Origin of the sequence: Tenacibaculum aquimarinum, from assembly GCF_022478115.1 — a bacterium.
In the GTDB taxonomy this organism is placed as follows: Bacteria; Bacteroidota; Bacteroidia; order Flavobacteriales; family Flavobacteriaceae; genus Polaribacter; species Polaribacter aquimarinum_A.
On the sequence record NZ_JAKGSC010000004.1, the window covers coordinates 58273 to 82720 of the forward strand.

Genomic DNA, 24448 nt, shown 5'->3' on the forward strand with positions numbered 1-24448 from the left:
GCTAACGCGCGTATATCCGCATTGTCATTACGAGGAACGAAGTGATCTCTTTTATATTAAAACCACGTAATTAAAGAATCTCTATTTTTCGATAATAATAAGTTTGTAGTAAGTAAACCCGCGTTAGGGATTGCGCGGCCTGTTTGAGCTCTTTTGTGAAGCATGAGCAAAAAGCGAGTAGCAAAAGCCCGTTAAAACGCCCAAAAAATAAGTATCTTTGCAGCTGTAAATTTAAGAGATGAAATACGCAAAAAATATATTAGAAACCATTGGTAATACGCCGTTGGTACAATTAAATACTGTAACTAAAGAGATAGATGCTTTAGTGTTGGCAAAGGTAGAAACGTTTAACCCAGGAAATTCTATAAAAGATAGAATGGCGTTAAAAATGATTGAAGATGCTGAGGCAGACGGGCGTTTAAAACCAGGTGGAACAATTATTGAAGGAACTTCTGGAAATACCGGAATGGGATTGGCTTTGGCTGCAATTATAAAAGGTTACAAATGTATTTTTGTGATTTCGGACAAACAATCTAAAGAAAAAATGGACATTTTACGTGCCGTTGGTGCAGAAGTAATTGTGTGTCCAACTAACGTAGAACCAAGCGATCCGCGTTCTTATTATTCGGTTTCTAAACGTTTAGGTGCAGAAACACCTAATTCTTGGTATGTAAACCAATATGACAATCCAAGTAATGCATTAGCGCATTATGAGCAAACTGGACCAGAAATTTGGGAGCAAACTGAAGGGAAAATAACGCATTTTGTAGTTGGTGTTGGAACAGGAGGAACTATTTCTGGAACAGCGAAATACCTAAAAGAGAAAAATCCGAATATTAAAATTTGGGGAATTGATACGTATGGTTCTGTATTTAAAAAATACCATGAAACAGGTATTTTTGATGAGAATGAAATTTATCCGTACATCACAGAAGGAATTGGAGAAGATATTTTACCTAAAAATGTTGATTTTTCTTTAATTGATGGTTTTACAAAAGTAACAGATAAAGATGCTGCTGTTTATACACGTAAAATTGCCAAAGAAGAAGGAATTTTTGTTGGTAATTCTGCAGGTTCTGCAATTAAAGGAATGTTGCAATTAAAAGAACATTTTACTAAAGACGATGTTGTTGTTGTGCTGTTTCACGATCATGGAAGTAGATATGTTGGTAAGATGTTTAATGACGATTGGATGCGCGAAAGAGGTTTCTTAGAAGAGGAAATTAAAACGGCTGCAGATTTAATTAAAAATCATTCTGATGAGCCTTTGGTTGCTGCACAAACCGAAGAATTGGTTTCGCACGCAATTGAGCGTATGCGCGATTATAAAATTTCGCAAATTCCAGTAAAAGACATTAATGGTTTTGTAGGTTCTATTGATGAGTCTGTTTTATTACACAGTTTTATTGCTGATAAAAATATAGCAGATAAGCCAATTAAAGATATTATGGGAAAACCATATCCTGTAGTTAAGAAATCTGCAAAGTTAGAAGAGATTTCTAAATTGATTACCAAAGAGAATCAAGCTGTTTTAGTAGATTTAGAAAATGGAAATCACCATATTATTACAAAGTATGATATTATAAGTGCTATTTAAATGACTTTTCTTTTCAGTGGACCATCCAGTTTAGGGGATTTTGTTTTAGTTTTTTTATTATTTATGTTGTTACCAACGCTGGTAATTTTTTCATTAATAAAAATAATTATTAAAGGAAATGAATTTTATCAAAACAGAGTTACAGGTAGTTTGTTAAGAGTAATATTTTATAATTTATTTATTTTTGTTTTATCTGTTGCAATATGTTTTTTTGGATTTTGGGTTTATTCTGAGATTTAACTTGTTAGAAATATTTAAACAAAAAAAAACCATCTCGTTAGAGGTGGTTTTTTTTAATCAACTAATTCAAATAATTTACACATGAAAACGGTTTACTACGTCGTCTTCAATTTCTTATTTGCAAATGCCGTGCCAAAATGTATTTTAAGTATGTAAGTTGTTAAAAAACTATGATTTTTATAAACTCTTAACACTTAGTTGGTGTTTTATTGCTAATATGATTATTGAGTTTGATTTTTAATACGGTTTATCTAATAAAATCAACAATTGGGTATTAATAATTATCTTGTTTAAAGATAAAATAAGAACTTTACAGTATTAAAAACTAACTATACAGACAAAATGGAGGAAATAATTAGAGTATTTATTTACATACACGCTTTTTTTGGCGGATTGGGTTTAATTTCTGGTATTGGAAGTATTGTTGTAAAAAAGGGGAGTATTCCGCATAAACGTTTTGGAAAGTTATTCTCAATAGGAATGTTGGTGAGTTCTCTAATATCGATTCCTATTGCTTGTTTGCCAAATCATCAAAACATATTCTTATTGCTAATTGGACTTTTTACTATTTATTTAGTTATTTCTGGAAATAAGGCTTTAACTTTTAAATCGAAAGCTAAAACAGCAGCTACTGTAACAGATAAAATTACTTCAGGAAGTATGTTTTTCTTTTCAGTTGTAATGATTTTACTTGGTGCTTATTACCTTTTTAAAGGAAGTACATCAGCATTTTTACTATTTGTATTCTTTGGTGGCTTCGGATTCTTATTATCGATAAAAGATTTTATTTTCTATAAAAACCTTTCAACCAAAAGGAATTTATGGTTAACAAACCATGTTGGTAAAATTGTTGGTGCTTTTATAGCTTCCGTTACTGCATTTTTAGTTGCAGGTTTAAGTTTAAACAATTTAATTGCTTGGATGTTGCCAACTATTTTAGGCACAATTTATATTGTGTATTGGAAAAGAAAATTAAAAGTTAAAACTAGTTAGCGTGTTTATGTGCTTTGTAAGAAGAACGCACTAAAGGTCCACTTTCTACATACATAAAGCCCATTTCTAAGCCTAAAGTTTCGTATTTTTTAAACTGCTCTGGCGTTATAAATTCTTTTAAAGGTAAATGTTTTTTACTTGGTTGTAAGTACTGACCAATAGTAATAACATCTAAACCAACTTCGCGTAAATCTTTCATTGTTTGGATAACTTCTTCTTCCTTTTCACCCAAACCTAACATTATACCAGATTTTGTACGCATTCCGTTTTCTTTAAGGTATTTTAAAACACCTAAACTACGGTCGTATTTTGCTTGTATTCTAACTTCACGTGTTAAACGACGAACAGTTTCCATATTGTGAGAAACCACTTCTGGATGTTCTGCAATAATTCGGTCTAATTGCTTTGTGTTTCCTTGAAAATCAGGAATTAAAGTTTCTAAAGTTGTAGTTGGATTTGCTCTACGAATTGCCTGAACAGTTTCTGCCCAAATAATAGAACCACCATCTTTTAAATCGTCTCTATCTACAGAAGTAATTACGGCGTGTTTAATGCTCATAATTTTAATAGAACGCGCTACTTTTTCAGGTTCGTCCCATTCAACTGTTTCTGGTCTTCCGGTTTTAACGCCACAAAAACCACAAGAACGAGTACAAATATTACCAAGAATCATAAAAGTTGCAGTTCCTTCTCCCCAACATTCGCCCATGTTTGGGCAACTTCCGCTGGCACAAATTGTATTTAATTTGTATTTATCTACTAAACCTCTAAGTTCCGTATACTTTTTACCAACAGGTAATTTTACACGTAACCATTTTGGTTTTTTTACTCTTTCTGGAAGTACAACTGATTTTTCTGACATTCACTTAATAATTGAAGAACAAAGTTACGAAGAATTGTTACGATTTCTTAATAATCTCAGCCAACAATTTTTTAGCACGTAACAATTTTACTTTTACATTGTTCATTGGTTCGTTAATTTGCTCAGAAATTTCTTTGTAGCTTAATTCTTGAAAAAAACGTAATTGAATAACTTCTTGATATTTAGGTTTTAACTTCTTAATATCTTGCAATAGTTTTGCTAAGTTTTGCTCGGTAATAATCTTATCTTCTGGAGAAGGAGCATCATCTACAACTGCATAGACAGTTTCTTCTTGCTCTTTAGTAGTTTCAATAGAAATAGATGATTTTTTCTTGCGAAGAAAATCGATATAGACATTTTTAGAAATGGCAATTAACCAGGTTTTAAACTGATATTGCTCATCAAATGTGTTTATTTTATCAAAAGCTTTAGAAAATGTTTGGATGGTTATATCTTCTGCATCTTCATCATTATTTATCTTTTTAAGCTGAAAATTATATACATTTCCCCAAAAAGAATCCAATAAAAAGTTGAAAGCAGTTTGTTTGCCTTCTTTCGCTTTTTTAATTTCTGATAAAAGTTTGTCTTTTTTTACTTCCAATCTACTGGTTTAGAAATTTTATTCGCAATAAAGATACCAAATTGAAATAGAACTAAACCAATTTCTAAAAAAGGTAAGAAAAATACAGTTTGTGTTTCGTGTAGTTTCTTGGCTGAAAAGCCTACTACTATAAATTGAACGATATAATAAATTAGTACAATTGGTAACATAATTTTCCAATCAAACACAAAGAATAGGAGTGTAGCTAAAATTATAAAAAGTAGTTTTGAAACGAAAAATAAACCAAGAAAAAACTGATGCTTAGTTTTGTAATGTTTTGCTGTAGAAATATGTCTTCGCTTTTGTAAGACCCATTTTTTAAATGTTTTGGGAGGCTCAGAAACGGTAAAACTATCTGTTGAAGTACAAATTGTTGTATTGATTTTTGTGGCTGCGTCTTGTATAAATAAATCGTCGTCTCCAGAACGAATATTCATATGATTTATAAAACCTTTTACTTTAAAGAATTCCGATTTTGTATAGGCTAAATTTCTACCAACTGCCATATAAGGTGATCCAATTTTAGCATAACTAAAATATTGAATTGCAGTTAGTAAAGTTTCATATTTAACAAAAAGGTTAACAAGACTGCGTTTAGAAGTATTGTACTTTCCATAACCTAGAACAATACTTTTCTCTGTTGAAAAATGGCTAGTCATTTCAGAAATCCAATTTTCAGAAAGTACGTTGCAATCTGCATCCGTAAACAATAAATGTTCGTGTTTAGCAGCTTTTATTCCTAAAGTAAGTGCGTATTTTTTGTTTCCCCAGAAGGCTTCATTGTTTTCAACATTAACAATTTTAATGTTGTTGTTTTCTTTTTGAAAAGCTTCCATAATTTCTAAAGAATTGTCAATAGAAGCATCATTAATTAAAACAATTTCAAACTCATGGTAATTTTGATTTAGTATAGATGGAAGAAATTCCGGTAAATTTTCAGCTTCGTTTTTAGCGCAAATAATTATAGAAACTGGAAAATTTTTATTGTTTTTTTGTTTTGCATCTTTTGAAAAAGCAAAAACAGAAAACACTAAATAGTATATAATTTGAATAATTGTAATTGCTACAAAAATGTAGAAAAGTGTAATTATTACCATTTAAAAAATACTATTAATTGTGTTGAGGTTCAGCACAATCTGCATATTGTTCTGGTGTTTTTCCGCAGAAACCACAAGACTCTCCACTCTCATTTAACATTGGGTTTTGACTTGCACAAGTTCCTGCAAATTTACCGTCTTTTTTTGCCCAAATTTTAATAGCAATTCCAGCTACAGCTAAACCTAATAAAGCTAAAGTTAATAAAAGTAATTTCATTTTATATGAATTTTATAGTGCAAAGATACAAACTAAAAAAATCAGAATAAATTATTTTAATATATTTATAAATGTGACTTTGATATAAAAATGTGTCACATAATAAATCAATTAATTTAAACTTTTTTAATTATGAAAAAATATTTCGCTGAGTTATTCGGTACATTTTGGTTAGTATTTGGAGGTTGTGGTAGTGCAATTTTTGCAGCTGCTTTTCCAGAATTAGGAATCGGTTTTGCTGGTGTAGCATTAGCCTTTGGTTTAACAGTTTTAACAATGGCTTATGCAGTCGGTCATATTTCTGGCGGGCATTTTAACCCTGCAGTTTCTTTTGGTCTTTGGGCTGGAGGAAAATTTTCTGCAAAAGAATTAATACCTTATATAGTTTCTCAATTAGTAGGAGCAGTTTTAGCAGCAGGAGCTTTATATTTTATTGTTTCTGGTAAAGCAGGTTTTGAAGGTGTTGGAGGTTTTGCTGCAAACGGATACGGCGAATTATCACCAGGAGGTTATAATATTACTTCTGCTTTTGTTGCAGAATTCTTATTAACAATGTTCTTTTTATTAATTATTTTAGGAAGTACAAATGAAAGAGCTCCAAAAGGTTTTGCACCAATTGCAATTGGTTTAGGCTTAACTTTAATACACTTAATTAGTATTCCTATTACAAATACATCAGTAAATCCTGCCCGTTCTATGAGTCAGGCATTATTTGCAGATGGCGCTTATTTAGCACAATCTTGGTTGTTTTGGGTTGCGCCAATTGCAGGAGCAATTGTAGCAGGTTTTATACATAAAGCTTTATTTGATAAAGAATAATTTTATTTAATAATAGATATAAAACCAGATAGACATTTTGTGTATCTGGTTTTTTTGTAGTTTTACTTTTTTATATATCCCTTTGAACGATCAAAACTTTATAAATCAATTACAAGACGGTAATCAAACTGCTTTTAGTCAACTTTTAGATGATTATCAGCAGAAAGTTTTTGGTACCTGTATTTCATTTATTCCTAATAAAGAAGATGCTGAAGACGTAGCACAAGAAGTTTTTTTAGAAGTTTTTAAGTCCATTTCTAAATTTAAAGGCGATTCCAAATTATCTACTTGGATTTATAAAATTGCTACCAATAAATGTTTAGAGTTTATAAGGAAAAAGAATACTAAAAAGAGGTTTGCATTTATACAATCTATTATGGGAAATGAAATTCCGTTAGATAAAACAAGCTACTTTACGGAAGTAAATCACCCTGGAATTATATTAGAAAATAAAGAGAAATCGGCAATTATATTTAGAGCCATAGATACGTTACCAGAAAATCAACGTGTGGTTTTTACGCTGGCAAAGGTAGATAGTAAGAGTTACCAAGAAATTGTAGAAATTACAGGTAAAAGTTTATCCTCTGTAGAATCTATAATGTTTAGAGCAAAGAAAAATTTGCAAGAAAAATTAGAAAATTTTTATAAATCAGAAAAATAGCACAAGTTTTTTAAAATTATTGCATCTAAATAAATAGCACAATTGTAAATAATGAAGACAAATAAAGAAATACAAAATAAAGTAGAAGATACTTTTAAAGTATTAGATACTATAGAAAAAGTAGAGGTTAATCACTTTTTTAAACATAAGGTTTTACAAAAATTAAATGCTGAAAAAAAAGAGAGAAATACTGTTTTTTCGTGGTTTACACCTCAATTTCAATTAGCAACACTAAGTTTGGTATTATTACTTAACGCTGGAGTAATATTGTACGCATTCAATAATTCAGCAATAAATACAAGTACAGATATAGAAACATTTGCGCAAGAATATTCTTTACAATCTACTAGTAATTCAATTTTAAATTAATAATAATGAAAACAAAATTACTTCCTGTTTTATTAATCCTGTTAATTGTATTAAATGGCTTTTTAATTTTTATGTTGATTAATAAGCCACACGAAAGACAAAGACCTAACCAAGAAAGAAATTTTTTAATAACAGAATTAGGATTTAATGATACTCAAAAAAATAAGTTCTTAGCTTTAGATGAAATTCATAGAGAGAATATGTTAAGTTTTGATGAAGAGATTAGAAAAAATAAAGATATTTTGTTCAATTCGTTTTCTGATGAGAACTTTAATTCAGACTTAATTATAAACAAAATAAGTATTTCTCAAGCTAAAAAAGAAACAGAGTTATTTAGTTTTTTCAGTAAAGTAAGAAAATTATGTTCTGAAACTCAAATTAAAAAATTTGACAGGATTATTAAAAAAGCACTTCGAGGAGGAAATAATCAACCACCAAGAGATGGTAGAAAACATCCGCCAAGAAAAGGTCAAATGCCACCACCAAGATAAAATTTTAAAACATTTTTTTATAAACCCTATTTCTTAGAAATAGGGTTTTTTGTTAAAGTAAAGTTAACGAGCACAAGTTTTAAAAAAAGCTTGCATCTAAAGGTATATAAACAAAAAACAACATTAAAAATGAAACGAGAAATTTTAAAAACAGTATTAATAGTACTTTTAGGAACGGCAACATTAGCATCATGTAAATCTACTGCTGAAACAGAGAATAATACATCTAAGCGTCAGCAACAAGATAGACAAAGAGGTGGAGAAAGATTATCTACTGATCAAATTTTTGCTCAAATGGACACCAATAAAGATGGTAAATTATCTAAAACTGAAGTTAAAGGACCTTTAGCAAAAGGTTTTTCTGATATCGATAAAAATGAGGATGGTTATATTTCTAAGGAAGAACTAGAAAATGCTCCTAAGCCAGAAAGAAGACAAAGACCAAGAAATTAAATTATTAAAACAAAACTGACTAATTTATTAAATATGAAATATTTTAAATACATTTTATTTTCAACGATACTAACTTTTGCATTATTTTCTTGTTCTAGTGACGAGATTGAAGATGTTGAAGATGAGGTAGAAGAAGAAGTTGCTTTAGTAATTGACGATACAGATTTTACAGCCACAGATTGGACAAGTGAAACGCATAGTAAAGATGCGGATCCAAATTTTGATGAAGTGTTCGAAGACAATACTGTAAAAAGATTAGATTTTGTAATAACAGAAGCACGTTGGCAAACTATGTTGGATGATATGACAAATCTTTATGGTGAGTTTGGCGCAAGTTCTGGAGGACCAGGAGGTGGTGGAGCAACAGTAGATATAGATGAAAATCCTATTTTTGTTCCAGGAGAAGTTTTTTATGAAGGAAAGCAATGGTATAGAGCAGGTTTACGTTTTAAAGGAAATTCTAGTTTACAATCTAGTTGGCAAGCAGGTATTTTAAAGCTATCATTTAAGTTAGATTTTGATGAGTTTGAAGATGATTATCCTCAGATTAAAAATCAACGTTTTTATGGATTTAAAAAATTAAGTCTTAAAAATAATTATGATGATAAATCTATGTTACGTGAAAAAGTAGCAACAGATGTTTTTAGAAATGCAGGTTTAGCAGCTTCTCATACAGCTTTTTATGCATTATATGTAGATCATGGAAACGGGCCAGAATACTTTGGATTGTATACATTGGTTGAAGAAGTAGATGATACAGTTTTAGATACTCAATTTTCAGATGATGATGGTAATTTATACAAACCAGATGGAGATGCAGCTTCTTTTGCAGATGGAACTTATGATGAAGAAGAATATGTAAAGAAAACAAATGAAGATGATGCAGATTTTTCTGATGTTTCCAATTTATTATCAATTTTACATGACAATACAAGAACAACAGACCCAACCACATGGAGAACAAATTTGGATGCAACTTTAGATACAGATGTATTTTTAAAATACTTGGCTGTAAATACGGTTGTTCAAAACTGGGATACGTATGGAAGAATGACACATAATTATTTCTTATACAACAATCCTGATACAGAAAAATTAACTTGGATTCCTTGGGATAATAATGAAGCTTTACAAGAAGGAAAAATGGGAGGTTCTCATGCTTTAGATTTCTCAGGTTTAAACACTTCTGAATGGCCATTAATAGGTTATATATATGAAGATGAAGTATACAAAGAAAAATATGACACATATGTGCAAGAAGTAATAGATGATGCGTTTAACGAAACAACAATTCAATCTTTATACACAAGTTATGCTTCTTTAATAGAGCCTTATGCAACTTCAGAAGTTTCTGGTTATACTTTTTTAAATAATAGTTCAGAATTTCAAGCAGCAGTGAGTCAATTAAGGAATCATGTTACTGCTAGAAAATTAGCAGCAGAAGATTATTTAAATTAAATATTTAGTTTGGTTGATTGAATGAAAGCTTCGTGAGAAATTGCGGGGCTTTTACTTTATAAAAATAGCTGTCTTGCAGTTAAAATTTATCAAGAATGAAAATATTTAGAAAAATTAGAAGAACATTAATAGTTTCAGGAAAAACTAAAAACTAAATGAATTTTTCAAACTCCCACAAGTTTTTTAAAAATAATGCATCTAAATATAAATACTAATTAATTAAAGAAGAAAGAATGAAAATCAATTTATTTAAAAAGATAATAATAGTGCTATTATTAGTGCCAATCTATTATTCATGCACTTCATCAGCATCAACAACACAAGAAGAAATACCAACATCTTTACATGCAGCTTATTCAGAGTTTAATGCAGATGCAACTACAATTTATTTAGATGGTTCTAATGTTGTAATAGAAACTACAGGTTTACCAAACCATGAAACTGTGTATTGGGGAGAAGGTAATAGTCTTTATAGAGACGAACCTACTGTAGATTTAACACCAAGTATTATGAGTAGTAATAATAATGCAACAACAATTACAGTAGATGCTACACCAAATTTAACAGGAGCAACAGTTGCTACAAATTTTAATACAATTGGTATTGCAGTAAGCGGAGCATCTATTTTTAACGATCAAGAAGGTGGTGGTGCTTTGGATGCAGCTGCAGGTAGTTTAGATTGGACTGGAGCACATATTGGACCAGGAGTTTATCATTACCATTTAGAGCCAAAAGCATTTACAAATGATGACGATAGTTTGGTTGGAGTATTATTAGATGGTGTATTTTTATACGGAAGAAAATGTAGTTCAACTACTACTTATCCAACAGATTTAGATACTTCTGGAGGGCATACAACAGTAACAGAACATAATACAGAAGCAGAATATCATTATCATATTATTAATGAATTATATTCTAACACAGGATCTTACATAGCATTTGCTGGTCCTTACCAAGGTTATTAAGAATGACAGAATTTAGAGTTTTTTTAATACTTTTTCTTACAGTTAGCTTGTTTAGCTGTAAGAAGAGTGTTATAAATACTAAAAGTAAAACATCAGAAAAAGTTGTTGAAAAAGAAACAATTATTAAACCTGTTGAAATTCAAAAGGAAGAGATAAAATTAAATCAAGTTGAAGGAACTTGGTATTATAATAAAGTTCCATATTCTGGTTATTCTGTAAAATATTATGCAAATGACACCTTAGCAGAAAAAACCGGTTTTATTAATGGAAAAAGGGAAGGAGTCTCTAAAAAATGGTCAGAAAATGGCCAATTAAGATTAGAACTTCATTTTAAAAATAATCGCATAGATGGTAATTATAAGACGTGGTGGCAAAATGGTGTAATTGCAGAAGAATCTACTTACGTTAAAGGAATTATGGAAGGAGTTCAGAAGAAATGGTATTCAACTGGCGTATTAGCTAAATTAAGAAATGTTGTTAATGGCAAAGAAAATGGTAAGCAACAAGCTTGGTTAGAAAACGGAAAGTTATATGTTAATTATGAAGCAAAAAACGGACGTATTTTTGGGTTAAAGCGAGCAAATTCATGTTATAAATTAGAAGATGAAAAAGTTATTACAAAATAAAATTCTATTCATATTTATCGGAAGTTTATTCTTCTTTAGTTGTGGTAAGCAAGTTAAAAAAGAAAAGATAAAAGTAGAAGAAACAAGTAGGGTAGTATATTTACCTTACTATAATGAAGAAACTTTTGAACCAAATTGGATAAAGCCAAATAGTAAAGAAGAACAAGAGTTTCATAAAATTCCAGATTTTAACTTAATAAATCAATTAGGAGATACAGTTTCACATAAAACATTTGAAAACAAAATATATATTACAGATTTCTTTTTTGCAACTTGTCCTGGTATTTGTCCAAAAATGACAGAAAACATGTTTAAAGTTCAAGAAGAATTTAAAGACGATTCAGATATACTTTTGCTTTCTCATTCTGTTACACCAACTAAAGATACTGTTGCTGTTTTAAAAGAATATTCAGAAAAATATAATATAATTGATAACAAATGGCATTTAGTTACTGGAAATAAAGAGGAAATTTATAACCTCGGAAGAAATGAATATTTTGTTGAAAATGAACTTAGTCTTACACCAAAAGATATAAACGATTTTTTACACACAGAAAACTTCTTATTAATAGACAAGAACAAACATATAAGAGGAATTTATAATGGATTAAATAGGGCTTCGGTAGCGCAATTAATTATTGATGTAAAAGCACTACAAAAAGAAAGTTGAAAAACAGTTTTTTTGATTTATTTTTAAAAGCCTTGTTATTAAGTTAATAGGGCTTTTTATATAATGTTTACTTCAATTTCTAAAGAAATTTGATAACTGTCTAATACTGTTTTCTGAATTTTTTGAGCAAGTTCAAAAATTTCTTTTCCCGTTGCATTGCCATAATTAACAAGAACTAGTGCTTGTTTTTCATGCACTCCAAACTCTCCAAAACGTTTACCTTTAAATCCACTTTGTTCAATTAACCAACCAGCAGGAACTTTAACTTCACTATCAGAAACTTTATAACTTGGTATGTTTGGAAATTTATCTTGAAGTTTCTCGAATTGTTCTTTAGAAATAACAGGATTTTTAAAGAAACTACCGCTATTTCCTATTTTTTTAGGATCTGGTAATTTACTTTCTCTAATTGCTATTACAGCATTAGAAATATCTTTTAAACTAGGGTTTTCTATGTTCTTTGAAGTCAATTCCGTTTCAATTGCTCCGTAAGAAGTATTTAAATTATGATTGCCTTTAGTTAATTGAAAGCTAACAGAAGTTAATACGTATTTACCTTTAGCTTCATTCTTAAAAATAGAATTTCTGTACCCGAAATTACATTCTTTGTTACTAAACTGAACTAATTTTCCAGTTTCAATTTCAATGGCTTCAACTTTTGTAATTGTGTCTTTTACTTCAACTCCGTAAGCACCAATGTTTTGAATAGGACATGTACCAACATTACCTGGAATTAAAGATAAATTTTCAATTCCTCCATAATTTTGAGAAACACACCATAAAACAAATTCATGCCAGTTTTCACCCGCATTTACAGTTAAATAAATATCGTTATGGTTTTCTCTATCTATAGAAATTCCTTTAATATCTATATGTACAACTAACTTATTAATATCTTTTGTAAGCAACATATTACTTCCTCCAGAAATTAAGAAAATGTCCTTTTCTACCTTTAAAAGTTGCTGTAATTGGTAAACTGAAGTAACAGAAATAAAACGTTTGGCATTTACAGAAATACCAAACGTGTTATATTTTTTAAGCGATATGTTATGTTGAATATTCAATTAATTTGGATATTGTTTTAAAGCTTCTTTTAAAATTTCAGCAGAACGAATTAAATCTTTCTTATTTAAAACGTATGCAATTCTAACTTGATTTTTTCCTTCACCAGGAGTTGAGTAAAATCCGCTTGCTGGTGCAACCATAATTGTTTCGTTATTATGATTAAAGCTTTCTAAAATCCATTGTGCAAAATGATCAGAATCTTTAACAGGTAATTCTGCCACACAATAAAAAGCACCTTTTGGATTGGCAACTTTTACACCATCAATCTTTTGTAATTCAGAAATTAATGTATTTCTACGTTCTACGTATTCTTCGATAACATCTTCAAAATAAGATTGAGGAGTATCTAATGCTGCTTCCGATGCAATTAATGCGTAGGTTGGTGGACTTAAACGTGCTTGTGCAAATTTAAGAGCAGTTTGTATTACTTCTTTATTTCTAGAAACTACACAACCAATTCTTGCACCACACATGCTGTAACGTTTAGAAACAGAGTCAATTACAATGGTATTGTTGTCTAAACCAGTTTCTTTTAAAATTGAATTATGTTGTAAGCCATCGTAAGCAAACTCACGATAAACTTCATCTGCAATTAAAAATAAATCGTGTTTTAAAACTAATGCTTTTAATTTTTCAATTTCCTCTTTAGAATATAAATATCCAGTTGGATTTCCTGGATTACAAATTAAAATTGCTTTGGTTTTTGGAGTAATTAGTTTCTCAAAATCTTCAATTGGAGGCAGCGCAAAGTTCTCTTCAATTTTAGAAATTACCGGAACAACAGTTACACCCGAAGCAGTTGAAAATCCGTTGTAGTTTGCATAAAATGGTTCAGGAATAATAACTTCATCACCAGTATCCATAATACTTCCGAAGGTAAATAATAAAGCTTCAGAACCACCAGTTGTAACAACAATATCAGTTGCAGAAACAGCAATGTCATTTTTCTTATAATAGTTTGCTAATTTTGTTCTGTATTCCTCAGAACCTTCTGAACGTGCATAAGCTAAAACTTCTAAGTTAGAATTCTTAACAGCATCTAAAGCAACTTTTGGTGTTTTAATATCTGGTTGACCTATATTTAAATGGTACACTTTTGTACCTTTTTTCTTAGCGTTTTCTGCAAAAGGAACCAATTTTCTAATTGGACTTTGTGGCATTGCTAATCCTTTGTTTGATATAGAAGGCATTGTCTAAATTTTATAGTTGTTTGAAAAACAAATTTGCGAATATTTTAGCAAATAAAAGTGATTTTTTTTGATTTGTTAAAGGTTAAAGTAATCTTAAAAAAGTTACTATAGTCAATAGTAATTTGTATATTGAAATACTAAACCTCTTTCTCTTGAATCGAAAATTATTCTTTTTTTTATCTATTTTACTTGTGTTTAATACACAAGCTCAGGGTAGTTTTCAATTTTATGGTTCAAACAAAAAAAAACAATCAGTAAAATTTAAGTTAATTAATAATTTAATTGTTTTACCATTAGAAATTAATGGTAAAGAATTAAATTTTATTTTAGATACTGGTGTAAACAAAACTATATTTTTTAATTTATCTCAAAATGATAGTATAGGATTAAAAAATATACAAACCATTTCTTTACAAGGTTTGGGTGGAGGAAAAGCTGTAGATGCACTTTTGTCTAAAAATAATCGTTTTAGAATTAAAAACTTAATAAGTAATAATGAAGATTTGTATGTTATTTTAAAAGATAATTTTGACTTGTCTGGAAAAATGGGAATTACAATCCACGGTATAATAGGATATAATTTATTAAAAAATGTTATTGCTAAAATTAATTATAATTCTAAAAAAATAGAATTTTATAACCCTAAATTTTATAAGTATAAAGAATGTAAAAAATGTGAAATTTTTTCATTGCAGTTTTATAGAAACAAACCTTATATAAATGTAAGTGCACAAATAGACACTATTAATAGTCAGAATGTTGAGCTTAAAATGTTAATAGATTCTGGCGGAAGTGATGCAATGTGGTTATTTGAAGATACAAAGGAAGAAATTAAGACACCAATTAAACATTTTAATGATTTACTAGGAGAAGGTTTAAGTGGAGCTATTTATGGAAACAGAAGTAAAATTCCTCAAATTAATATTGGTAGATTTAGTATTGAAAAACCAACGGTTTCTTTTTTAGATTCAGTTTCAACATTTAATGCCCGTAAATTTAAAGAACGAAATGGTAGTATTGGAGGTTCGATTTTAAAACGTTTTAAAGTCATAATTGATTATCCTAACAAAAAAATATCATTTAAAAAGAGTGCTTCTCTAAAAGGTGGTTTTTATTATAATATGAGTGGTTTAAATGTAGAATATAATGGTAAACAGTTAATAAAAGAAGAAGCCTCAACAAGAGTTTTTAAGACTTATAATACAGGCGGCCAATCAGATAATAATACAGTTTCTTTTATTAGAAGTTATGTGTATAAATTTAAACCTTCTTTTAAGGTAAGCCGTGTTTTAAAAGATTCACCGGCTGCTATTGCTGGTATTGTTAAAGGTGATGTCATTTTGAAAATAAATAGTAAATCTGCACATAATTACAAGTTAAGCGATATAATCTCTTTGTTTCAGAAAAAGCCAAATAAAAAGATAAAAATGCTAGTAGAAAGAGCAGGGTTAAAACTCAAGTTTGAATTTAAACTTAAAGAAAGAATATAAAAAAAGCCTCGTTTTACGAGGCTTTTTTTATATTCTTTTATACATATTATCTAGCTATCAGATAGCATGCTTTTTTCCTTTTCAGGTAGTATTTCTTTACTAATATATCCTTTAATCTTTATTTTCTTACGCTCAGTTTTGGCATTAGAAAATATGGTAATTGTTTTAGAAAAACCACCTAAACGCTTAGTATCGTAAGAAACTTCAATCTTACCTGTTTCTCCTGGCATAATTGGTTGCTCTGGCTTTTTAGGAATTGTACAGCCACAAGAAGAAGAAACTCTAGTTATAATTATTGGTTCTTCACCAATATTAGTAAATTCAAAAACTCGTTTTCCTTCAGAACCTTGTGCTATTTTACCGTAGTTAATTAGCTCTTTTTCAAATTTAAACTCTTGTGCGTTCATTGTTACGTTTAATAAACCAACAAAAAACAGTGTAAATACTAATTTCATTTTTTACTTATTTAGATATATATCCTTTTACTTTTATTTTTTTAATCTCACTTTTTGCATTCGAAAAAATGGTAATAGTTTTAGAAAAACCACCAGTTTTAGAAGTGTCATATTCAACAGTTAGCGTAGATTTTTCTCCAGGCATAATTGGTCTTTTAGGGCTTTCTGGAACAGCGCAATCACAAGATGTTTTAATATCTTCTATAATTAGTGGAGCATCACCAATATTGGTGAATTCAAAAACACGTTTTCCGTCAGAACCTTTGGCAACTTTACCGTAATTAATAGTCTCTTTTTCAAATTGAAACTCTTGTGCAGATACTCCAACAGAGAAAAGCAATCCTAAACCTAATAATAAACCTTTATTCATACTACAAATTTACAAATTTTAAATGATAAAAAATCAACTATACATTTTCTCTTGAAAAGAGATAATTGTACTTTTGTCAACTATATTTCAAAAACCATTCCAAAAGATGCAAATTCCATCAAAATATAACTCAAGTGAAGTAGAAGATAAGTGGTACGATTACTGGATGAAAAATAATTACTTTCATTCTGAAGTAGATGACCGTGAACCTTATACAATTGTAATTCCACCACCAAACGTTACAGGTGTTTTACATATGGGACACATGTTGAATAATACAATTCAAGATGTATTAATTCGTCGTGCTCGTTTATTAGGCAAAAATGCATGTTGGGTTCCTGGAACAGACCACGCATCAATAGCCACAGAAGCTAAAGTAGTTGCGAAGTTAAAAGAGCAAGGAATTAATAAAAACGATTTAACTCGTGAAGAATTTTTAGCGCACGCTTGGGAATGGAAACATGAGTATGGAGGAATAATTTTGGACCAATTAAAGAAAATTGGTGCTTCTTGCGATTGGGAAAGAACAGCTTTTACAATGGATCCGGAAATGTCTGAATCTGTAATTAAAGTATTTGTTGATTTATATAACAAAGGCTTAATTTACCGTGGTTACAGAATGGTAAACTGGGATCCTGAAGCAAAAACAACCCTTTCTGATGAAGAAGTTATTCATATTGAAAAACAAGGAAATCTTTATTATTTAGAATATAAAATTGAAGATTCAGAAGATACATTAACAATTGCAACAACTCGTCCAGAAACCATTTTTGGAGATACAGCAATTTGTATCAACCCAAATGATGAGCGTTTTACACACTTAAAAGGTAAAAAAGCTATTGTTCCACTTTGTGGAAGAGTAATTCCTATTATTGAAGATGAATATGTAGATGTAGAGTTTGGAACAGGTTGTTTAAAAGTAACACCTGCGCACGATGAAAACGATAAAGTTTTAGGAGATAAGCACAAATTAGAAGTAATTGATATTTTTAATGATGATGCTTCTTTAAACTCTTTCGGATTGCATTATGAAGGAAAAGACAGATTTGTAGCCAGAAAAGAAGTAGTTAAAGAATTAGAGGAAAAAGGAATTTTAGTAAAAACTGAAGTTCATACAAACAAAGTAGGTACGTCAGAAAGAACTAAAGCTGTTATAGAACCAAGATTGTCTGATCAATGGTTTTTAAAAATGACTGATTTAGCCAAACCTGCTATTGATGCAGTTTTAGGTGATGATACAGAAATTAACTTATATCCAAAGAAGTTCGAAAATACGTACCGTCATTGGATGGAAAATGTGCGAGATTGGAATATTTCTCGTCAACTTTGGTGGGGACAACAAATTCCTGCGTATTTCTACGGAGACGGAAAAGAAGATTTTGTTGTTGCAGAAAACATTGAGGATGCTCTTGAGCTTGCGAAAGAGAAAACTAAAAACTCAACACTAACAACTAAAGACTTAACTCAAGATGAAGATGCTTTAGATACGTGGTTTTCTTCTTGGTTGTGGCCAATGTCTGTTTTCGATGGAATAAGAAATCCAGAAAACGAAGAAATTAAATACTATTATCCAACAAATGATTTAGTTACTGGTCCAGATATTTTATTTTTCTGGGTTGCACGTATGATTGTTGCTGGATATGAATATAAAGATGAAAAACCTTTCAATAATGTTTATTTAACAGGTTTAGTTAGAGATAAACAAAGACGTAAAATGTCTAAATCTTTAGGGAATTCACCAGATGCTTTAAAGTTGATTGAAGATTATGGAGCAGATGGCGTAAGAGTTGGACTTTTATTAAGTTCTGCCGCTGGAAACGATTTAATGTTTGATGAAGATTTATGTCAGCAAGGAAAAGGTTTTGTAAACAAAATTTGGAATGCTTTCCGTTTGATAAAAGGTTGGGAAGTAGACGCAAGTTTACCACAACCAGAAACCGCTAAGATTGGTTTAGCTTGGTATGATGCTAAGTTTCAAAAGGCATTAGCAGAAATAGAAGATCATTATAGTAAATATCGTTTGTCAGATGCATTAATGTCTATGTACAAGCTAATAATGGACGATTTTTCTTCATGGTTATTAGAAATTGTAAAACCTGGGTATCAACAACCAATTGATGCTAAAACGTTTGCTTCTATAATTGAGGTTTTAGAAAACAACTTAAAAGTTTTACATCCGTTTATGCCATTTTTAACAGAAGAAATTTGGCAACATATTACTGAAAGAACTCCAGAAGAAGCATTGGTTATTGCAAAATACCCAGCAATTAAAGATTTTGATGCTAAAATTATTACTGATTTTGATTTTGCTTCAGGTGTAGTCTCAGGAATTAGAACTATTAGAAAAGATAAAAACATTTCATTTAAAGATGCTGTAGAATTATTTGCGGTTAATAATGAAAACAACACAAAAGAGTTTGATGTTGTAATTCAGAAGTTAACAAATGCTTCAGCTATAAATTATGTTACAGAAAAAGTAGAAGGAGCTTCATTTAGAGTAAAATCTAACGAATATTTTATACCTGTTTCTGCTGATGATATTGATGTGGAAGCAGAAACTGAAAAACTAAATGCTGAATTAAAAAGAGCAGAAGGTTTCTTATTCGGAATTCAAAAGAAGCTTTCTAATGAACGTTTTGTAAACAATGCACCAGAAAAAGTTTTGGCATTAGAGCGTAAAAAAGAAGCTGATACAGTTGCTAAAATCGAAACTATTAAGTCAAGTTTAGCTTCTCTTAAATAAAATTTTATATTTTTTTAAATTTATAAATCCATGAAAACTAAGTTTTTATGGGTTTTTTTTTGTTCTTTTTTTAAAATATTTAATTTTTAGGGTAGGGTTTTTTAAAACTTAGTTGTTTAATATATAGTACATGAATAACAACTAAATAAGTATTATATAATTAAAACAATTTATCATGAAAAAATTTATCATTCCTTTTGTTGCAATTTCTTTATTAACAACATCTTGTGTTTCGAAAAAGAAATATGCTCAACTAGAGCAACAATACATTGATGCAAATGGAAATCTTCAAAAAACAACTTTAGAAAAAGAAGCTTTAGAGGCTAAATTTGCCAAAATTGAAAAAAGAGTAGATAACTATAACAATAAAATTAACTCATTAAAAGATGAAAATGTAACTCTTGAAAAAAGTAAGTTAAATTTTTCTGATGATAATAAAATAATTTTATCAAAAGAACAAAGAGAAGGGTTAACTGCTACTTTAGCTAAAATTGATGCTAATAAATTAGCACAAGCTAAAACATTAAAAGATACTGTTAATTTAGTTTTAGATTATAACTTAAAGAATTCTATGCAATCTGCCGGAATTTATAATGATAGTGATATTGATATAAATGTAGAGAATACTGTGGTTATGATTTCTGTTTCAGATAAACTTTTATTTAGATCTGGAAGTGCAAAAGTTAATAAGAATGCGTTTCCTTTATTACAGAAATTAGCAGATGTAATTAACTCTGAGCCAAGTATGGATGTAATGATTGAAGGTCATACGGATTCTCAAACTATTAACACTCCAACCATCAAAGATAATTGGGATTTAAGTGTAAAAAGAGCTACTGCAATTGTTAGATTGTTAGAGAAAAACTACTTTATTAAGCCTGAAAGATTAATAGCATCAGGTAGAGGTAGTTCTGTACCGTTAGTGTTAAATGATACTAAAGAAAACAGAGCAAGAAACCGTAGAACTCGTATTGTTATTTTACCAAATTTAGACAAGTTTTTTGGTATGTTAGCAGAAAATAATACCCTTAAACCATAATTTTATAGTAGTAGAGTAGGTTAGTTTAAGCGCGCTCAATTGAGCGCGTTTTTTTATGCTAAAGCTTCTCTTAAAATGGTAACAGCATGTTTAGAAATTCGTTTTGTACCATCAAAAATTTGATGCCTACAACTTGTTCCAGATGCTACAATTTCTGTTTCAGGAGAACAATTTCTTACCTTCGGAAACAAGGTGTCTTCACCAACTTGCATCGAAACTTTATAATGTTCTTTCTCGTAACCAAAACTTCCAGCCATACCACAACAACCCGTATTTAAAATTGTTACTTTATAGTTTTTCGGAATATTTAAAATTGAAAAACTTGCATGTGTAGATGATAGTGCCTTTTGATGACAATGACCGTGAATTTTTAATTCTTTGGTTATATTAGTGAAAATTGAAGTGTCAAGATTACCTTTTTCAAATTCACTAGCTAAAAACTCTTCAATAGTAAAAGCATTCTTTGCTATTTTCTCTGCTGCAGATTTATTTTCAGCTAAACGTAAATATTCATCTCTAAACGTTAAAATTGCAGAAGGTTCTATTCCAATTAATGGAGATTCTTCAGTAATTAAGTCTTTAAAAACGGTAATGTTTTCATTACAAACTTGTTTAGCTTCCTTTAAAAAACCTTTAGAAATAAAACTTCTTCCGCTTTCTGAATGCTTAACCGTTTGTACAGTATAACCTAACTTTTCTAAAATAGTAACTGCATCTTTTCCAATCTCTGCATCATAATAATTGGTAAATTCATCGTTAAATAAGTAAACAGTTTTGTGAGACTTCTCGATTACGTTAGAAGTGACAGTTCGTTTATTCAACCACTTTTCTAAAGGTTGTTTTGCTAATTTAGGAACTGATCTTTCTGTGGCAATTCCCATTACTTTTTTAGAAAGCGTTGTGTTGGTTATAAAATTGGTAATTAAAGGAAATTTACTTCCTAACTTATTGTATTTAACATTATTAGCGAATAATTTATTTCTAAATGAATATCCGTTTTCTTCTTGATATTGATACAGAAATTCAGCTTTTAAGGCAGAAACATCAACATTACTTGGACATTCTGTAGCACACGCTTTACAACTTAAACACAAATCGAAAACTTCTTTTAATTCCTTAGAATTAAACTTATTTTGAGCAGTATTATTGGTTAAAACTTCACGTAAAGTATTTGCTCTAGCACGTGTTGTGTCTTTCTCGTTTTTTGTTGCTCTGTAACTTGGACACATTGTTCCGCCTGCTTCTGGAGATTTTCTACAATCTCCAGAACCGTTACATTTTTCAGCAAGTTTTAGAATTCCTTCATTTGAAGAAAAGTCTTGTAATGTTTTAATTGTTGGTTCTGTTCGGTCAATCTCATAACGCAAGCTTTTATCCATCGGAAAAGCATCTGTGATTTTTCCTTGGTTAAAAACATTATTTGGATCAAATGCTTTTTTAATTCGCCTTAATAATTGGTAATTTTTATCACCAATCATAAGTGGAATAAACTCTGCACGCACAATTCCATCTCCATGTTCACCAGAAAAAGAGCCTTTATATTTCTTAACAAGTTCGGCAGTTTCTGTGGTAATTTTTCTGAATAAAACTACATCTTCCTTTTTCTTTAAATTTAAAATAGGACGTAAGTGTAATTCTCCAGCTCCTGCGTGTGCATAATACACCGCATTTTGCTGATATTTAGCCATAATTTGGGTAAATTCTTCAATATAATTTGGTAAATCTTCTAAAGCAACGGCTGTATCTTCTATACAAGCAACTGCTTTTTTATCACCAATAATATTTGCCAAAGCACCTAAGCCGGCTTTTCTTAAATAATGAACTTTTGCTAGGTCGTTTCCATATACTTTAGGATGATGATAACCAAAGTTGTTTTTATCTAAATCGGCAATTAAATTATCTGCTAAAACTTCTGCTTCTTCAATGGTATTTGCAGAAACTTCTAACATTAAAACTGCTTCTGGATCTCCTTGTAAAAAGAATCTATTTTTTGCTAATTCGCGATTGTCTTTTGTACAATCTAAAATGGTTTTATCCATCAATTCACAATTATATAAATTGTGATTCATGGCAATAACTGTAGCTTTTAAGCTTTCATTTATACTCTTAAAATGAGTACAAACCATAATGCTTTCAGTAGGAGGTAAGTTGTCTAACTGAACTGTAATTGCAGTTGAAAAAGCTAAGGTTCCTTCGCTTCCTGCTAAAAATTTAGCAACGTTTATTGTTGCTTCATTTCCTCCAAATAAATCGGATTTTAGAAACTCATCAACAGCATAACCTGTACATCTTCGGTGAATACTTTCTTTCGGAAATTCGTTTTTAATTTCTTGTTGATTTTCTTCCGAAGAAAGTTCATTTAAAATTGATTTATATATTTTTCCTTCTTGGGTATTTTCTCTTGATTTCTGTTTAAATTCTTCTGAAGAAATTTCTGAAAATGTAGCTAAACTTCCGTCAGATAAAATAGCATCAATGCTAAGTACTTTGTCTCGCGTAACTCCATAACGAATTGAGGTGCTTCCTGATGAATTATTACCAACCATTCCGCCAATCATACATCTATTTGATGTTGAGGTGTTTGGTCCAAAAAACAAACCAAATGGTTTTAGAAATACGTTTAAATCGTCTCTAATAATTCCAGGTTCTAGAGTAATGGTTTTTGCCTCTTCATCAAACTCCAAAATATTGGTAAAATGTTTAGAAACGTCCACTACAATTCCATCTCCAACACATTGTCCTGCAAGTGATGTTCCCGCAGTTCTTGGTATTAAAGTAATGCTGTTTTTCGTAGCAAAATCAATTAAAGTTTGAATATCTTTTATATCCTTAGGAAAAGCAACTGCAAGCGGAATTTTACGATACACAGATGCATCTGTTGCGTATAACGTTTTGTGTAAATCATCAAAAAGAACATCACCAGAAAGCGAATTATGTAAAGTTTCTAAAGTTGCAGTATTACTCATCTAAATTGTAAAATATCTTATTTACAAATATCTGAATAAAATAATGATTTATAGAAGTTAGAAAAGGAGTTTGAAAATTTTTATTGAATTGATAAATATTATAAATAAAAATTAGTGATTTTGTAAGTAAAATAAAAATGGTAGAATTGAAATAATATTTTACATTTGTTTAAAAAGTAAAATGAATACAGTAGAAATATTTGATGCCTTGTGGAAAGAATATACAGAAAGAACTCCTTCTGCACAGAAAATTAAAGATTTGTTTATTACAAAAGGAAACAGTGTTTTTAATGATCACGTAGCTTTTAGAACTTTTGATGATGAACGTGTAAATATTGAAGTTTTAGCAACTCCGTTTATTAAAGCTGGTTACAAAGAATGTGGCGATTATCATTTTGAAAAAAAGAAATTATACGCTAAACATTATGAGCATGCAACTGATAAAAATGCTCCAAGAGTATTTATTAGTCAGTTATTAACAAAAGAATTTTCTAACGAATTGCAGGAAACTGTAAAGAATATGGTTGATGCTATTTCTTCGGAAGATTTAAATCCAGAAGAGTTAGTTTTTAAAGGACGTTTATGGGAACAACCTTCGTTTGAAGTGTATGAAAAACTACAAGCGGAAACTGAATATGCAGCTTGGTTGTATGTAAACGGATTCTGTTCTAACCATTTTACGGTTGATGTAAATAAGTTAGATACTTTTAATTCGTTACAAGAAGTTAACGAGTTTGTAAAAGAAAACGGATTTAAAATGAATACTTCTGGTGGAGAAATTAAAGGAACTCCAGAAGAATTTTTAGAGCAATCTAGTATTTTGGCAGACACAATTCCTGTAGCTTTTAAAGAAGTTACTAAAGAAATAACTTCTTGTTATTATGAGTTTTCATTTCGTCATCCAATGCAAAATGGCGAATTGTATTCAGGTTTTATTGCTGGTTCTGCGGATAAGATTTTTGAAAGTACAGATATGAAATTACAAGATAAGTAAACTTCAATCCTATT

At 29.9% G+C, this 24448-nt stretch carries 24 protein-coding genes; 15 read left to right on the forward strand and 9 right to left on the reverse strand.

Going from position 1 to position 24448, the window contains the following annotated elements; genetic code table 11:
* Positions 1-238 precede the first annotated feature (238 nt).
* Positions 239-1597, forward strand: coding sequence for a pyridoxal-phosphate dependent enzyme (locus L1S33_RS09925; RefSeq protein ID WP_240552021.1), 1359 nt, complete (start codon positions 239-241; stop codon positions 1595-1597).
* Positions 1598-2179: 582 nt separating this feature from the next.
* Complete coding sequence (locus L1S33_RS09930) at positions 2180-2830, forward strand: hypothetical protein (protein ID WP_240562217.1); 651 nt, start codon at positions 2180-2182, stop codon at positions 2828-2830.
* Here L1S33_RS09930 and lipA read toward each other — a convergent pair.
* The 4 genes from lipA to L1S33_RS09950 are packed head-to-tail and all read right to left on the reverse strand — an operon-like array spanning position 2823 to position 5607.
* Positions 2823-3692 (reverse strand): lipoyl synthase, encoded by an 870-nt coding sequence (gene lipA / locus L1S33_RS09935; protein WP_240552023.1) that lies wholly within the window; start codon positions 3690-3692, stop codon positions 2823-2825. The genes L1S33_RS09930 and lipA overlap by 8 nt on opposite strands.
* A 37-nt stretch (positions 3693-3729) precedes the next feature.
* On the reverse strand, positions 3730-4293 hold the full coding sequence (locus tag L1S33_RS09940) for an RNA polymerase sigma factor (protein WP_240562218.1): 564 nt from the start codon (positions 4291-4293) through the stop codon (positions 3730-3732).
* On the reverse strand, positions 4284-5390 hold the full coding sequence (locus L1S33_RS09945) for a glycosyltransferase (protein WP_240562219.1): 1107 nt from the start codon (positions 5388-5390) through the stop codon (positions 4284-4286). The genes L1S33_RS09940 and L1S33_RS09945 overlap by 10 nt, the downstream gene beginning before the upstream one ends.
* Positions 5391-5403: 13 nt before the next feature.
* Positions 5404-5607 carry a membrane or secreted protein gene (locus L1S33_RS09950; RefSeq protein ID WP_072555116.1) on the reverse strand — a complete coding sequence of 68 codons (204 nt, stop codon included), beginning with the start codon at positions 5605-5607 and terminating at the stop codon, positions 5404-5406.
* A 132-nt stretch (positions 5608-5739) separates the two neighbouring features.
* Here L1S33_RS09950 and aqpZ point away from each other — a divergent pair, with 132 nt between their 5' ends.
* The 9 genes from aqpZ to L1S33_RS09995 all read left to right on the forward strand — a co-directional run bounded on the left by aqpZ (position 5740) and on the right by L1S33_RS09995 (position 12122).
* Positions 5740-6426, forward strand: a complete 687-nt coding sequence (gene aqpZ / locus L1S33_RS09955) for an aquaporin Z (RefSeq protein ID WP_240552028.1) — start codon at positions 5740-5742, stop codon at positions 6424-6426.
* 82 nt (positions 6427-6508) lie between these two features.
* Positions 6509-7087, forward strand: coding sequence for an RNA polymerase sigma factor (locus tag L1S33_RS09960; protein WP_240552029.1), 579 nt, complete (start codon positions 6509-6511; stop codon positions 7085-7087).
* Positions 7088-7138: 51 nt separating this feature from the next.
* Complete coding sequence (locus L1S33_RS09965; protein WP_240562220.1) at positions 7139-7456, forward strand: hypothetical protein; 318 nt, start codon at positions 7139-7141, stop codon at positions 7454-7456.
* A 5-nt stretch (positions 7457-7461) separates the two neighbouring features.
* Positions 7462-7947, forward strand: a complete 486-nt coding sequence (locus tag L1S33_RS09970; RefSeq protein ID WP_240562221.1) for a hypothetical protein — start codon at positions 7462-7464, stop codon at positions 7945-7947.
* Positions 7948-8076: 129 nt separating this feature from the next.
* A complete protein-coding gene (locus L1S33_RS09975; RefSeq protein ID WP_240562222.1) occupies positions 8077-8400 on the forward strand; it encodes an EF-hand domain-containing protein in 324 nt (107 codons plus the stop codon).
* Between the two features lie 33 nt (positions 8401-8433).
* Entirely contained in the window at positions 8434-9858 is a 1425-nt protein-coding gene (locus L1S33_RS09980) for a CotH kinase family protein (protein ID WP_240562223.1), read from the forward strand.
* Between the two features lie 233 nt (positions 9859-10091).
* Positions 10092-10826, forward strand: coding sequence for a YHYH protein (locus L1S33_RS09985; RefSeq protein WP_240552034.1), 735 nt, complete (start codon positions 10092-10094; stop codon positions 10824-10826).
* 2 nt (positions 10827-10828) lie between these two features.
* Positions 10829-11452 carry a toxin-antitoxin system YwqK family antitoxin gene (locus tag L1S33_RS09990; protein ID WP_240562224.1) on the forward strand — a complete coding sequence of 208 codons (624 nt, stop codon included), beginning with the start codon at positions 10829-10831 and terminating at the stop codon, positions 11450-11452.
* Positions 11430-12122, forward strand: a complete 693-nt coding sequence (locus tag L1S33_RS09995; protein WP_240562225.1) for an SCO family protein — start codon at positions 11430-11432, stop codon at positions 12120-12122. The genes L1S33_RS09990 and L1S33_RS09995 overlap by 23 nt, the downstream gene beginning before the upstream one ends.
* Positions 12123-12178: 56 nt before the next feature.
* Here L1S33_RS09995 and murB read toward each other — a convergent pair whose 3' ends face one another.
* On the reverse strand, positions 12179-13186 hold the full coding sequence (gene murB / locus L1S33_RS10000; protein WP_240562226.1) for a UDP-N-acetylmuramate dehydrogenase: 1008 nt from the start codon (positions 13184-13186) through the stop codon (positions 12179-12181).
* The gene (locus L1S33_RS10005) at positions 13187-14377 is read right to left on the reverse strand and encodes a pyridoxal phosphate-dependent aminotransferase (RefSeq protein ID WP_240562227.1); all 1191 of its coding nucleotides are present in this window, start codon (positions 14375-14377) and stop codon (positions 13187-13189) included.
* A gap of 152 nt (positions 14378-14529) precedes the next feature.
* Between L1S33_RS10005 and L1S33_RS10010 the strand changes: the two genes are divergently transcribed.
* The gene (locus L1S33_RS10010; protein ID WP_240562228.1) at positions 14530-15867 is read left to right on the forward strand and encodes an aspartyl protease family protein; all 1338 of its coding nucleotides are present in this window, start codon (positions 14530-14532) and stop codon (positions 15865-15867) included.
* Between the two features lie 50 nt (positions 15868-15917).
* Here the strand turns inward: L1S33_RS10010 and L1S33_RS10015 are convergent, their stop codons facing one another.
* A complete protein-coding gene (locus L1S33_RS10015; protein WP_240552040.1) occupies positions 15918-16322 on the reverse strand; it encodes a DUF1573 domain-containing protein in 405 nt (134 codons plus the stop codon).
* A gap of 7 nt (positions 16323-16329) precedes the next feature.
* Positions 16330-16692, reverse strand: coding sequence for a DUF1573 domain-containing protein (locus tag L1S33_RS10020; protein ID WP_240552041.1), 363 nt, complete (start codon positions 16690-16692; stop codon positions 16330-16332).
* Positions 16693-16798: 106 nt separating this feature from the next.
* Between L1S33_RS10020 and L1S33_RS10025 the strand changes: the two genes are divergently transcribed.
* Together L1S33_RS10025 and L1S33_RS10030 are read left to right on the forward strand one after the other, a co-directional pair.
* Positions 16799-19435: a valine--tRNA ligase gene (locus L1S33_RS10025; protein ID WP_240562229.1), complete on the forward strand. Its 2637-nt coding sequence runs from the start codon at positions 16799-16801 to the stop codon at positions 19433-19435.
* Positions 19436-19610: 175 nt separating this feature from the next.
* The gene (locus L1S33_RS10030) at positions 19611-20474 is read left to right on the forward strand and encodes an OmpA/MotB family protein (RefSeq protein WP_240552043.1); all 864 of its coding nucleotides are present in this window, start codon (positions 19611-19613) and stop codon (positions 20472-20474) included.
* Between the two features lie 53 nt (positions 20475-20527).
* Here the strand turns inward: L1S33_RS10030 and L1S33_RS10035 are convergent, their stop codons facing one another.
* Positions 20528-23440: an FAD-binding and (Fe-S)-binding domain-containing protein gene (locus tag L1S33_RS10035; protein ID WP_240562230.1), complete on the reverse strand. Its 2913-nt coding sequence runs from the start codon at positions 23438-23440 to the stop codon at positions 20528-20530.
* 181 nt (positions 23441-23621) lie between these two features.
* Here L1S33_RS10035 and L1S33_RS10040 point away from each other — a divergent pair, with 181 nt between their 5' ends.
* Positions 23622-24434 (forward strand): DUF1338 domain-containing protein, encoded by an 813-nt coding sequence (locus L1S33_RS10040; RefSeq protein WP_240562231.1) that lies wholly within the window; start codon positions 23622-23624, stop codon positions 24432-24434.
* Positions 24435-24448: the final 14 nt, after the last annotated feature.

Coding starts and splice junctions, on each gene's coding strand:
- L1S33_RS09925 (WP_240552021.1), top strand. CDS start 239: ATGAAATACGCAAAAAATATATTAGAAACCATTGGTAATACGCCGTTG.
- L1S33_RS09930 (WP_240562217.1), top strand. CDS start 2,180: ATGGAGGAAATAATTAGAGTATTTATTTACATACACGCTTTTTTTGGC.
- lipA (WP_240552023.1), bottom strand. CDS start 3,692: ATGTCAGAAAAATCAGTTGTACTTCCAGAAAGAGTAAAAAAACCAAAA.
- L1S33_RS09945 (WP_240562219.1), bottom strand. CDS start 5,390: ATGGTAATAATTACACTTTTCTACATTTTTGTAGCAATTACAATTATT.
- L1S33_RS09950 (WP_072555116.1), bottom strand. CDS start 5,607: ATGAAATTACTTTTATTAACTTTAGCTTTATTAGGTTTAGCTGTAGCT.
- aqpZ (WP_240552028.1), top strand. CDS start 5,740: ATGAAAAAATATTTCGCTGAGTTATTCGGTACATTTTGGTTAGTATTT.
- L1S33_RS09965 (WP_240562220.1), top strand. CDS start 7,139: ATGAAGACAAATAAAGAAATACAAAATAAAGTAGAAGATACTTTTAAA.
- L1S33_RS09970 (WP_240562221.1), top strand. CDS start 7,462: ATGAAAACAAAATTACTTCCTGTTTTATTAATCCTGTTAATTGTATTA.
- L1S33_RS09975 (WP_240562222.1), top strand. CDS start 8,077: ATGAAACGAGAAATTTTAAAAACAGTATTAATAGTACTTTTAGGAACG.
- L1S33_RS09980 (WP_240562223.1), top strand. CDS start 8,434: ATGAAATATTTTAAATACATTTTATTTTCAACGATACTAACTTTTGCA.
- L1S33_RS09985 (WP_240552034.1), top strand. CDS start 10,092: ATGAAAATCAATTTATTTAAAAAGATAATAATAGTGCTATTATTAGTG.
- L1S33_RS09990 (WP_240562224.1), top strand. CDS start 10,829: ATGACAGAATTTAGAGTTTTTTTAATACTTTTTCTTACAGTTAGCTTG.
- L1S33_RS09995 (WP_240562225.1), top strand. CDS start 11,430: ATGAAAAAGTTATTACAAAATAAAATTCTATTCATATTTATCGGAAGT.
- L1S33_RS10005 (WP_240562227.1), bottom strand. CDS start 14,377: ATGCCTTCTATATCAAACAAAGGATTAGCAATGCCACAAAGTCCAATT.
- L1S33_RS10015 (WP_240552040.1), bottom strand. CDS start 16,322: ATGAAATTAGTATTTACACTGTTTTTTGTTGGTTTATTAAACGTAACA.
- L1S33_RS10020 (WP_240552041.1), bottom strand. CDS start 16,692: ATGAATAAAGGTTTATTATTAGGTTTAGGATTGCTTTTCTCTGTTGGA.
- L1S33_RS10025 (WP_240562229.1), top strand. CDS start 16,799: ATGCAAATTCCATCAAAATATAACTCAAGTGAAGTAGAAGATAAGTGG.
- L1S33_RS10030 (WP_240552043.1), top strand. CDS start 19,611: ATGAAAAAATTTATCATTCCTTTTGTTGCAATTTCTTTATTAACAACA.
- L1S33_RS10035 (WP_240562230.1), bottom strand. CDS start 23,440: ATGAGTAATACTGCAACTTTAGAAACTTTACATAATTCGCTTTCTGGT.
- L1S33_RS10040 (WP_240562231.1), top strand. CDS start 23,622: ATGAATACAGTAGAAATATTTGATGCCTTGTGGAAAGAATATACAGAA.